The 11,269-nt window shown below is 40.6% G+C and carries 11 protein-coding genes; 7 read left to right on the top strand and 4 right to left on the bottom strand.

Annotated features, from left to right (window positions below; translation table 11 throughout):
- Window positions 1-147: 147 nt before the first annotated feature.
- Window positions 148-1,374 carry an ATP-binding protein gene (locus K1X76_05490; GenBank protein MBX7148519.1) on the top strand — a complete coding sequence of 409 codons (1,227 nt, stop codon included), beginning with the start codon at window positions 148-150 and terminating at the stop codon, window positions 1,372-1,374.
- Here the strand turns inward: K1X76_05490 and dusB are convergent.
- Window positions 1,371-2,318 carry a tRNA dihydrouridine synthase DusB gene (gene dusB, locus K1X76_05485; protein MBX7148518.1) on the bottom strand — a complete coding sequence of 316 codons (948 nt, stop codon included), beginning with the start codon at window positions 2,316-2,318 and terminating at the stop codon, window positions 1,371-1,373. The genes K1X76_05490 and dusB overlap by 4 nt on opposite strands.
- Before the next feature lie 161 nt (window positions 2,319-2,479).
- Between dusB and K1X76_05480 the strand changes: the two genes are divergently transcribed.
- The 4 genes from K1X76_05480 to K1X76_05465 are packed head-to-tail and all read left to right on the top strand — an operon-like array spanning window position 2,480 to window position 6,260.
- Window positions 2,480-2,779 (top strand): DUF971 domain-containing protein, encoded by a 300-nt coding sequence (locus tag K1X76_05480; GenBank protein ID MBX7148517.1) that lies wholly within the window; start codon window positions 2,480-2,482, stop codon window positions 2,777-2,779.
- A 40-nt stretch (window positions 2,780-2,819) separates the two neighbouring features.
- Window positions 2,820-3,428, top strand: coding sequence for a sigma-70 family RNA polymerase sigma factor (locus K1X76_05475; GenBank protein MBX7148516.1), 609 nt, complete (start codon window positions 2,820-2,822; stop codon window positions 3,426-3,428).
- Window positions 3,425-4,261, top strand: a complete 837-nt coding sequence (locus K1X76_05470; protein ID MBX7148515.1) for a hypothetical protein — start codon at window positions 3,425-3,427, stop codon at window positions 4,259-4,261. Before K1X76_05475 ends, K1X76_05470 begins: the two co-directional genes overlap by 4 nt.
- Window positions 4,262-4,289: 28 nt before the next feature.
- A complete protein-coding gene (locus K1X76_05465; GenBank protein ID MBX7148514.1) occupies window positions 4,290-6,260 on the top strand; it encodes a transglycosylase SLT domain-containing protein in 1,971 nt (656 codons plus the stop codon).
- Between the two features lie 5 nt (window positions 6,261-6,265).
- On the opposite strand, the gene K1X76_05460 is transcribed toward K1X76_05465, so the two are convergent.
- Together K1X76_05460 and K1X76_05455 are read right to left on the bottom strand one after the other, a co-directional pair.
- Window positions 6,266-7,180, bottom strand: a complete 915-nt coding sequence (locus K1X76_05460; GenBank protein MBX7148513.1) for an Ig domain-containing protein — start codon at window positions 7,178-7,180, stop codon at window positions 6,266-6,268.
- 189 nt (window positions 7,181-7,369) lie between these two features.
- Entirely contained in the window at window positions 7,370-8,230 is an 861-nt protein-coding gene (locus tag K1X76_05455; protein ID MBX7148512.1) for a 3-hydroxybutyryl-CoA dehydrogenase, read from the bottom strand.
- A 187-nt stretch (window positions 8,231-8,417) separates the two neighbouring features.
- Between K1X76_05455 and K1X76_05450 the strand changes: the two genes are divergently transcribed.
- Together K1X76_05450 and K1X76_05445 are read left to right on the top strand one after the other, a co-directional pair.
- Window positions 8,418-9,836, top strand: coding sequence for an NTP transferase domain-containing protein (locus K1X76_05450; protein MBX7148511.1), 1,419 nt, complete (start codon window positions 8,418-8,420; stop codon window positions 9,834-9,836).
- 18 nt (window positions 9,837-9,854) lie between these two features.
- Window positions 9,855-10,823: a radical SAM protein gene (locus K1X76_05445; protein MBX7148510.1), complete on the top strand. Its 969-nt coding sequence runs from the start codon at window positions 9,855-9,857 to the stop codon at window positions 10,821-10,823.
- Here the strand turns inward: K1X76_05445 and K1X76_05440 are convergent.
- Complete coding sequence (locus K1X76_05440) at window positions 10,801-11,154, bottom strand: MAPEG family protein (GenBank protein MBX7148509.1); 354 nt, start codon at window positions 11,152-11,154, stop codon at window positions 10,801-10,803. The genes K1X76_05445 and K1X76_05440 overlap by 23 nt on opposite strands.
- Window positions 11,155-11,269: the final 115 nt, after the last annotated feature.

Here is an 11,269-nt window from a genome sequence, read left to right as displayed (position 1 = left end):
CATAGTTACAAATCTGATAAAAACTTATCCAGGGAAAAATGGCTCGCTTTTGCTACGCGCTCTTATAAAACAAACTATGATTTAACCATTTTAACATATACGTTAAATTAATATTTACTTTTTTAATGTGTATGTTAAAAAAGTAAAATGCTGGAAAGGATCACCTACAAAGCCAAAATTGAACACTTAGCTTTACTAAATAACAAAATGGCTTTTTTATCAGGGCCCCGTCAGGTTGGAAAAACAACTCTGGCCCAAATGCTACCACCTCCAAACGCATCTTCTTTTTATCACACCTGGGACGATCCTGTTTTTAGAAAAACCTGGGTGAAAAATCCCGTTAGTCTGGCAAAACAACAATTAGCCATCTCCACAAAACAATGGCTGTTGCTGGACGAAATACACAAAGCCCCCAAATGGAAACAAAATTTAAAAGCCATTTATGATTTAGAAGGAAAAAACACGAACATTGTTGTTACCGGCAGTGCACGCCTGGATTTATTTAAAAAGGGAGGCGATAGTCTTTTGGGCCGTTATTTTGGGTTTCGCATTCATCCCTTTAGCGTTGGAGAGCTGGGGCAAAGCGGCCTTGAAAACCCGAAAAACTTATCAAATGCGCTTGCAAATCTTTCATTCGATATCCAACATCAAAATTTTTACCAGCAACTGTTACAATTTGGAGGCTTTCCCGATCCCTTTTTAAAAGCAAATACCGATTTTCACAGAGCCTGGGTTTTAAGCCGACAGCAACGCCTTATTCGTGAAGATCTTTTCGATTTAACACGTATACGCGAAGTCTCTTTACTTGAAACAATGATGGCTCTCCTTCCATCCAAAGTAGGCTCTCCCTTTTCTTACCAAAGCCTGGCCGAAGATTTGGAAAACAATGTCCCCACTATTAAAAGATGGACCCAGTGGATGGAGCAGCTTTATTATGTTTACAAAATTAATCCTTATACAAAAAACATAGCCCATTCCCTCATAAAACAGCCCAAAATTTACATGTGGGATTGGTCGGAAGTAGAAGATACAGCCGCCCGTTTTGAAAATATGGTGGCCAGCCATTTACTGAAAGCCTGCCATTTTTGGAGCGATACAGGCAAAGGCCGTTTCGAACTTTATTACGTGCGTACCAAACAAAAAAAGGAAGTAGATTTTTTAATAACGCAAAATTTAAAGCCCTGGATGCTGGTAGAGGCAAAATTAAACGATACCAACCTGCACGCCCCACTTGCAGAATGCGCTTCCAAATTAAAAGCACCTTTTGCCATACAAGTAGTTGCAACACAGGATGTTAAACAAAAAACCATACTCAGCAATAACCAAACAATTTATACACTTTCGGCATCTTCGTTTTTATCACTCCTGCCTTAATCTACAAAAAAAGATTCGATACGCTCGTTAATTAAATTCCAGTCCGTCATGCGGATAAGATCATTTCTAAATTTACTACCATCGCGCATGCCACGGGTATAAGCGGCTAAATGTTTGCGCATCATTTTAATACCGCCATCAAAACCAAAATATTCGAAAAAATCACGATACTGACTTAAAATTAATTTCTTTAATTCGCCAACACCGGGTTTGTACTCAGCACCTTCCACATAACTTTTAAAAAACCAGGGTTCACTAAAACCTTGCCGCCCCACCATCACTGCATCGCATCCGGTTTCACCCATCATTTTTTTTACATCGGTAAAATGCGTTACATCGCCATTGCCAATCACTGGAATTTTAAGTTCGCTTTTAAATTCTCTAATCAAATTCCAATCGGCATGGCCACTATAACCTTGCGCCTTGGTACGCGCGTGTAGTGTAATGGCATCCACCCCGCAAGCCTCAGCTACTTTAGCCACTGTTAAACTATCGTGATGATATTTATCCCAACCCGCACGCATTTTTACAGTAAACGGAACGGTTAACACTTTTTTTACTTTTGTAAAAATATCTTCACATAGCCGTAAATCCTTTAACAATGCACTTCCGCCGCCATCACTTACAATTTTTTTGGCCGGGCAACCCATGTTTAAATCAATAATGTCCGGGCCCATATCTTGCAAAATTCTACAACCTTCGGCAATGGTATCAGCTTCGTTGCCAAAAATTTGAATCACAATCGGGCGCTCGGTCTCATCAAATTCTACAATCTTGCGCGATTTTTTATCGCCCATTATCAATGCTTTAGACGAAACCATTTGCGTGTACACCATGCCCGCACCAAACTCTTTGGTCATTTTACGAAACGGCTTGTGTGTAATGCCGCACATGGGCGCCATAAACACAGGGTTATCAATTTTAACGTTGCCAATCTGAAGCATCCGGCTGTCCTACCCTATCCGCACCACCATATTCAAGCCTTGAAATATTGTTGTTTTATACATAAAACAACGGTGCGGATGTGCTGAAGTGCGTAGGTGCGTAGGTTAAGAAATATTCTCCAACCTCAGCACCTCCACACCTACGCACCTACGCACCTTTTATGACTCCCATAAGTATCAACCAATTTACCCCGCTCGAACTTAAAATTGAATGGGATGACGGCCATATTTCTACCTATCCCACCCGTGAACTACGGCTCGCTTGCCGTTGTGCGAGCTGCATTAGCGAAGTCACCGGTCAAAAAATCCTTAATGATTCCATGGTTCCACTCGATGTTCGCCCCGTACATGTAGAGCCTGTAGGCCGTTATGCGGTAGCTATTGTGTTTAGTGATGGCCATAAAACCGGCATTTATACCTTTGATAATTTGCGCAAAATCTGCCCGTGTTGTAAAAAGTAGTATAAATTTTAACCAAAACCCGTATAAAATCCGTTACCCCATGGCTAACGATCCCACAGTGAATTTAGAAAACCTTACGGATGAAACACTGTTTAACCGTTATAAAATGAGTGGAGATATGAACGCCTTTAACACTATTTTACGCCGCTACCAGTCGCCGCTTTTTTCGTTTTTGGTTTCTAGAACTAAAAATAAAAGTGAAGCCGACGATATTTTTCAGGAGGTGTTTATTAAAGTGGTAGATAAGCGCCATTTGTTTACCACCGATGTTTCGTTTAAAGCCTGGCTTTATACCATTGCCCGCAATACTTTTATAGATGCATACCGTAAAAAAACTCGTCATAAAGGTTTAGTACCTCTCGATGAAAAACCTGATGATGGCCGTGCCTTAAGCGAAAGCCTGGGTGATAACGATTTTGGTTTAGATGAAAAAGTAAGCGGTAGTAACCTGGACGAGATACTAACCCATATTTTGCAAGAATTACCCGAAGAGCAACGTGAAACTTTTGTATTAAGAGTAAAAAGTGAAATGACTTTTGAAGAAATTGGCGAAGCCATGGATTGCTCGGTTAATACTGTTAAAAGCCGCATGCGTTATGCCTTGGAAGAACTGCGCAAAATTTTTAATAAAAGGGGGATACTGAAGTGAATACCCTGCATCCTAAAAAAGAAGAATTATTTGATTATTATACCAAAACCATCTCGGGCCGTTTTGCCAATGATATTGCCGAACATATTAAAAACTGCGATAATTGCAAAAATTTGGTAGCCGACTTTGAAAAAATTGAAAACACTTATCACCATCAAACAGCATTAAATCCTAGCGATAAAACTTTAGCCTTTATCCAAAATTACGCTTCTAAAAAAAGAAAAGGGTTTTTCTTTACTCCGTTTCTTATTCGTCGCTTGGGATTAGTAATGAGCTTGGTTGTTGTAGCTTCTTTGGGTTACCTCAATAAAGATAAATTATTGAGACAGCAAAAACCAAAAGTGGAAGCCGGTTTTAGTTTAACCACCCTGCCCGATGCTAAATACATGCAAGAACCCATTGAAGAAAAAATGCCCGAAGCTTCTCCACCCGTATCTCCCACAGGTTTTATGAATATGGGAGTACCACAAGAAGGCGTTGGTAGCGTTACTAACCAAAAAGCAGACGATGGACTTACAAAAAAGGACGCCATCAAAACTAAAGTTGCTTCTAAACCCGAAATGCCTACAGGTGCCACCAATGATAAAGCCTGGACCGCTACATTTCAAACTGCTCAGATGTTAGAAAAAAATTACAAATACACCGAGGCATCGGGTTTATTTTTAAAAATTTCCCAGAATGTGCAAAACAAAGAATTAAAAGCCATATCTCTTTTTCATTTGGCACATTGTCAAAAAGAATTGGGGCAAAAAGAAGAAGCTTTAAAAACGCTGAACACGCTAAAAGAATTAGCGCCCGACTATCCAGGATTAGACGAGGCCTTAAAACTTTAATCCTTAAAATTATATACAGTTCATCACTATGAAACTATTTTTTACTTTAATAGGTGTTTTTTTATTGAGTTATAATACATATGCAACAGAAATAGATTTTAACAATGCTGCCTCACTCAAAAAATCCCTGGAAACCCAGCAACAACTCGCTCCTCTTCTTGCTTTAAAATTAGCAACAATACAAATTGAAAACAATCAGACAGCCGAAGCCCGTGCGCTGCTTACGCAAAAAGTAACTCATCCTGTGTGGAGTTTTTGGAAAAATGTTCTTTTAGCCAAAGCGTCTCTTAAAGAAGGGAAAACTGTAGAAGTACAAAATGAGTTATCCGTTTTTCCGCCCGAACCTAATCCCGACAATAACCTCAATCAAACTTTTTACCGCACGCTGTATCATGAAGCACTGCTCATTAAAGACGATACTGCCAGCAAAAAACTAGACTGGGCTCTTTTTCCAGAATTTAATGAAAACACACCTGTCGGTATAAGCATTGTTGAAAAAGCAAAACGTTTGCGCGCGCTTGCCGCATTAGGAAAAACAGATACGATTCCAAATTTTATTAGCGTAGGCGATATTACCTCGGCGCACTTAGACCTCTCTGTTCAATGCAAAGCCCTTGATGATTTAGGCAGCATTTTGCGCAAAAACAATAAAACCGACGATACTTTACAAGCTTACAATGCCGTTATTACGCATCAGTGCCAAGGCGAACCGCTTATTAAGGCGTCGTACTGGAAAGCTAAAATTCTTTCGCAAATGGGCAATGCCGACAATGCCATCCAGGCCTATAAAGACTTCATCAAAAAATTTCCCGATCATCAATACACCGACGATGCCCACTATGCACTTGTCACGCTTTATAAAAAAGCTGGTAAAGATCATCTTTCGGATGAATCTCAAAAAAATTTACTGGGGCTTTCCAAAGGCGACATGAAAAATCGCTATTTATTTGATGCAGGATTTGAAAATTTTGAAAAAGGGAAATTTAAAAAAGCAATTGAGTTTTTTGACAACATTTTGCGAGGAACACCAACAGGCGATGAAAGCCATCCGCAAGCTCTTTATTGGAAGGCGCGCGCGCTTGAAAAAATGGGAGGAAAAGATTTGTCGGGCGCTAAAACCTGTTACCACGAATTAGCGCGCCGTTATCCTTTTTCGTTTTATGCCGTTCTGTCGTCTAATCGTTTAAAACAAAAATTTACTTTACCTGTTTCATCTCCAAACACGGCCGAAAGCACATCGTCAACAGCTGCTTTAGAAATATTTGCAACACTAGCATCCCTTGAAAAAATTGAAGCAATTACCCAGGCCCAAGACGTACTCGATTATTACACTCAAAGTGTTCCCGGCGACGTCAGCGATAAAACACTCATTCAAAAATGGGCCGAAGCGCACGATTTTAATCAGTCTATTACACTGGCCTCGCGCGAGTTATCTACCAGCCTCTTTGCTGTTGATTTAAACCCATCATCTCCCATTGCCTGGGCTTTTTATCCAAAACCTTTTGAAACAGATTTAATAACCGGCGCCAAACTTTCGGGATTACCCAAAGGCGCTATTGCCGGCATCATGCGCGAAGAATCTCTCTTTCGTCCGTCTGTTTTTTCTTCGGCCGGTGCTGTGGGCCTCATGCAACTCATGCCCACAACAGCCAGCATGCAATCACGTAAAATTGCCATGAACGGTTTCAATACTTCTCTTTTAACCGACCCTCAAACCAACATTAAATTAGGCGCTACCTTTTTTGCAGATATGGTGGATACTTTTAAAGGTTCTTATCCGCTAGCCATTATGGCCTACAACGCGGGCCCCGGTAATGTACGCAAATGGCTTAAAACCAATGGACATTTGCCACTGGATGAATTTGTAGAAAATATTCCTTTTTCAGAAACACGCGGTTACATCAAACGCGTGCTACGATCAATGCAAGTATATGGTGTGTTGTATGGAGATCAAAAATTACAAGAGCCCTTTGTAGATTTCAAGTTACCAAGCCTATAGCAAGCCTAACCTTCTTCCGGGGTATCTTCGGGAGTTTCTTCCGGCTCATCAATAGAAACACTCACATTTCCATCTAAAGCATAACTAGCAGGTAAATCTTTATTATAGCTTGATGAGGTCAATGAATTAATCGTGAGTTCAAAGGCATAATCTCCAGCAACAATTCCCTCTTTTACCGTAAAGGGCAAATCCATAAAACGTCCGGCGCGTCTAAAACCATTTTCCTGGCTTTCCACATGCACAATCACAATGCCAGGAACACTGATATCAAAGGACACGGTTGAATTCGACCGGGTGGCAGCCTCTCTCAAGGCAACTGATGTAAACGCGTTGGCATTCACTTCAAAAGCATCAGGATTATAATGAATTTCAAAATCAAGAATGTCGGCATCGTAAGTAGTGCTTTTTGGAAGATACACGTAATAATTAACATCCACCACAACTTCATCACCTACCGTAGGATTATCCAAAACGGCATTTCCCAAACACAAATAAAACTCCTGGATCAAATCATCGGTGGGATGGGGGCAATCGGGGTTGGTGCTAGCTTCGGTTACAAAAAAAATAAATTCTTCTTCGTCTCCCGAATCCACATCCCCACTGCCAAAAAAATCACGGTCTACATCATAGACGGTCACATCAAATCGGTAATTTCCCAGCTCGGTTGGCGTTCCAAAAATAATTCCGCGCGAATCTACTCCCATACCACTTGGCAAATTTCCACCCGTCATGGCCATGTAATCAGACTCATCCCACCAGTCACTCCAACCATGATCAACATGAAAATTATATTCATAATATTCATTTACAATAGCTGTGTTAAGCACGCGATGATCAAGATTGATGGTAGAAATACAGGCGTTTAAAAACCAAAATAAAAATAATAAGCAAAAATACTTAAGTTTTTTGAAAGGTATCATATAGTCATTTCTCCGCGACCCCAACCAACAGTGTATTTATTGAATTAATCCCTACATTAATTTTAGATTAATTAATTTTAAGGACCTAAATCCCTTCAACACATCTGTAATGATCGTTCTACACGAAAAAAAAGGCCCAATTTTGAATAAACAAAATTGGGCCTTAAATAACTTAATGATTTAAATAGCTTAGGCGGGCTGCGAATAATCGTACACGCCACGGCCACTCTTACGACCTAACCAGCCGGCTTCTACGTATTTACGCAGTAAGGGACAAGGACGATATTTATCGTCTCCCAAGTCACGTTGCAATACTTCCATAGCCGCTAAAGTCACATCTAAACCCACAAAATCGCCCAAAGTTAAAGGGCCCATGGGGTGATTAGCACCTAATTTCATTACTTCGTCGATGGTTTTGGCATCGGCAATGCCTTCTTGTAACACAAAAAAAGCTTCATTAATAAGAGGAAGCAACAAACGATTTACAGCAAAACCAGCCGAATCTTTAATATCGGCAGGTACTTTACCCAAGCTTTTGCCAAATTCAAACGCGCTGGTAAATGTTTCGTTAGAAGTACGAATACCACGGATCACTTCCACCAATTTCATGAGGGGCACGGGGTTAAAAAAGTGAAGACCCACAAAATTTTCGGGTTTAGCAGTAGATTGTGCCAACATGGTTACCGAAATAGACGAAGTGTTTGTGGCTACCACGGCCGTAGCCTTGGTTACCTTGGCCAGTTCGCTAAAAAAATCCTGTTTAGCCTTTAAATTTTCGGTAATAGCTTCTACAACCAAATCACAGTCGGAAAAATCGTTTAACGAGGAAGCAAACACCAAATTCTTTTTGGCAGCATCGGCGGCACCAGCCTCCATTTTGCCTTTTTCAACCAATTTACCCCAGCCAGCTTCAATTTTACCAATAGCCTTCTTGGTTTTCTCATCATTAATATCCTTAACAACTACGGTATACCCACTTTGGGCCGCAACCTGTGCGATCCCGTGACCCATTGTTCCCAAACCAACTACACCAATTTTTTTGAAAGCCATGTTTTCCTCCTGAAAATTAAAATGTTTTAGTGCTTTGCCAAGCTTATTGCATTGTGTCAATCAAATAGTGAAAAGGGCATAAGCCAAGCCCTAAGACCTGTAAGCTTCAAAAAAAACCAAATAATTTCAAAAACATACCTACATTGACTTTTGCTCCCAATTACCGTACAAAGGTTTTTCTTATTTTATGACGGTTAAAAAAGCACTCATCATAGCTGCTGGTTGTGGCAGCCGTTTAAACGGTGGTAAATCCAAACCAAAACCCCTCTACCGGGTGGCGGGTCTCCCGCTCATTAAGCGCATCATTCTTACTGCAAAAAAAGCAGGCCTATCCGAATTTGTGATTGTGGTGGGTTACGAAAAAGAAAAGCTCATTAAAGCCATTTTAAAAGAAGATTTAGGGGTCAAAATTGATTTTGTAGAAAACCCCGACTGGACCAAACCTAATGGTCTTTCTGTGCTGGCTGCCAAGCCCCATTTAAACGAAAATTTTGTTATCCTCATGAGCGACCATATTTTTGAGGCTCAAACACTGGAATCTTTTAAAAAAGAACCCATGGGTGATAATCAGGTTTTATTAGCTGTCGATTATAAAATTAAATCAATTGTCGATTTGGACGATGCCACCAAAGTAGAGGTAGAAAACAATAAAATTAAAAATATCGGGAAAGAAATAGCCCATTATAACGCTATTGATACCGGTATGTTTTTAGCCACCCCCGAACTTTTTAATGCCCTCGAGGAAGTAAAACAAAAAGGTGAAATAGTTAGCCTTTCGGCTGGCATTAAATTACTTGCCAATAAAAACCAAATGGGCACCTACGACATTAAAAATGGATATTGGCAAGATGTAGATACCAAACCCACACTCAAAGCAGCCGAAAAACATTTGATGAATTCCTGCCGCAAAGAAACAGATGGATTTATTTCGCGCAACTTTAACCGTCACATCTCATTATGGGTAAGTGGCTGGCTATCTAAAACCAATCTTTCGGCCAATCACATTACAGGCCTTACCTTTTTTGTAGGTGTATTTTCGGGCGTATTTGCGGCACGCGGTGATTACTGGAGTGTTCTTTTTGGCGCTTTTCTTTTTCAGCTTTCTTCCATTTTAGATGGTTGCGACGGCGAAATTTCTAAACTAAAAATGACAGCCTCGGTGTTTGGCCAGTGGTTTGATACTATTTGCGATAATCTTACCTACGTTATTTTTATTATTGGCATCATCATGGGGCTGCACAAAGTGGGCGATCCGCACATTACCCTTAAAGCTTCGCTTACTGTTTTTGGACTTTTTATGATTTTAACCATGATGTTTACCTATCTGTTGCGCAATACCAATTCGGGCAGCCTTTTGGCCATCCAAAGCGATTTTCAGAAAGAAGCTAAAAAAGGCGGCATTAAAGCATTTTTTGGAAAAATTCAGTTCATGCTTAAACGTGATTTTTTTGCTGTTATCTTTTTTGTAGTGGCTTTAATTGGCGGCCCCTCCCCTATTTTATGGATGTGTTTGGTGGGAGCCAATGCAGCCTGGATGGTACTGTTGTTTAGCAAGCTCACTGCCAACCGCAACCAACATGCATTGGTTGCCGATCGCGAAATATAAATTAGTAGGAAATTTTTTATGGGAATAGCCAGTCATTCAAATACCGCACATCGCATTAAAGCTTTTACACGCTACGCCGATATTTTAATTAACAAACACCCAGTACTTCTTAATATTGAAGTGATTAAAAGCTGCAATGCCACCTGCCATTTTTGTGTATGCTGGAAAATGGATGCAGGGCCAAGACTGCGCGATTATGCACCCGTAGTAAAAAAGTTAAAGCCCATTGTAGTGTCTCTGAATGGAGGAGAACCTCTGTTACGCAAAGATATTGCCGATATTGTACGCCAGGTAAAACCCCATACTATCCATACCGCTATTATTACCAACGCAGGTTTACTGACTATGGATAAATTTCGAGAGTTGCGCGAGGCAGGACTAGATCAACTCACTATCTCGCTCGATTATTTAGACGAACGTCACGATAAAGTACGCGGCATTCCCAACCTGGTAAAACATATTTCTACCATCGTTCCTCAAATTGTGGCCGAAGGTTTTACCAATGTGGTGTTTAACAGTATTATCATGCGTTCTAATTTGGATCAGGTTGTTAAAATTGCCAAGCAAGCGCACGAATGGGGTGTAAAAAATTCGTTTAGTGCTTACTCGTCGTTTAAAGCCGATAACGATACCGAAGTAATTGATAAACCCGAAGATCAAAAACAATTAAAAGACGTGATTGCCGAACTCAAATCGCTGCGTGAATCAAACCGCAATATCACCACCAGCGAATACTTTTTTGATCATGTCCCCGTGTTTTTTGAGAAAAAAGCCATCCCCGGATGCAAAGCCGGGCAACGTTGGGTAACCGTTACCCCCGACGGCTACATTCAACCTTGTTCAGAAACTCCTCGCGTGTGCCACTACACCGAATGGTCTGCCGATAAATTTGGGGATATCGATTGCGATGTATGCTGGTACGCTTGCCGCGCCGAATCTCAAGCGCCTGTAACGCTGAAGCGCATCAAAGAATGGGTGATGAATTAAAAAAGTAGTACAAACATCCCGCAGCTGCTGTAATTAATGCAATAAAAGTAAGATTGGTTCCCACAAAACGAGGGATAGAAACTCCTATAGTACGAAAAATACCAATGGGGTGTAAAATGCGTCCTGCCGTTAGCATAATACCCACCGCATGAACAAGCCTTCCATCGGCTCCTTTATTTTCTAATAAAAAAATTAACAACAAACACAGTGGCACATACTCAATGGCATTTCCGTGCATCCTAATTGCTTTAAATACTTTTTTGTTATTGCCATCACCAAGCGGCACCTGTTCTTTAACACGTCTATAAACAACATGGAGTCCTGGGTTCAATAAGCAAGTGCACCACTTAGAATAGATGAGTATTCTGAGTGGATATGGGTAAAAACTACTATCAATTTACTTTAATTGAACGAGAAACGATCGCGATTTTAAAGGCTAGGGGCCA

It is taken from the genome of bacterium, assembly GCA_019695305.1.
Classification (GTDB): Bacteria; UBA10199; UBA10199; order UBA10199; family JAIBAG01; genus JAIBAG01.
The sequence above is the reverse complement of the archived record's forward strand: the minus strand, read 5'-3'. Positions and strand labels throughout refer to the sequence as shown.

Excerpts from the sequence above, each read along its gene's own strand:
- K1X76_05490 (MBX7148519.1), top strand. The coding sequence starts at position 148 with ATGCTGGAAAGGATCACCTACAAAGCCAAAATTGAACACTTAGCTTTA.
- K1X76_05465 (MBX7148514.1), top strand. The coding sequence starts at position 4,290 with ATGAAACTATTTTTTACTTTAATAGGTGTTTTTTTATTGAGTTATAAT.
- K1X76_05445 (MBX7148510.1), top strand. The coding sequence starts at position 9,855 with ATGGGAATAGCCAGTCATTCAAATACCGCACATCGCATTAAAGCTTTT.
- K1X76_05450 (MBX7148511.1), top strand. The coding sequence starts at position 8,418 with ATGACGGTTAAAAAAGCACTCATCATAGCTGCTGGTTGTGGCAGCCGT.
- K1X76_05455 (MBX7148512.1), bottom strand. The coding sequence starts at position 8,230 with ATGGCTTTCAAAAAAATTGGTGTAGTTGGTTTGGGAACAATGGGTCAC.
- K1X76_05480 (MBX7148517.1), top strand. The coding sequence starts at position 2,480 with ATGACTCCCATAAGTATCAACCAATTTACCCCGCTCGAACTTAAAATT.
- K1X76_05460 (MBX7148513.1), bottom strand. The coding sequence starts at position 7,180 with ATGATACCTTTCAAAAAACTTAAGTATTTTTGCTTATTATTTTTATTT.
- K1X76_05475 (MBX7148516.1), top strand. The coding sequence starts at position 2,820 with ATGGCTAACGATCCCACAGTGAATTTAGAAAACCTTACGGATGAAACA.
- dusB (MBX7148518.1), bottom strand. The coding sequence starts at position 2,318 with ATGCTTCAGATTGGCAACGTTAAAATTGATAACCCTGTGTTTATGGCG.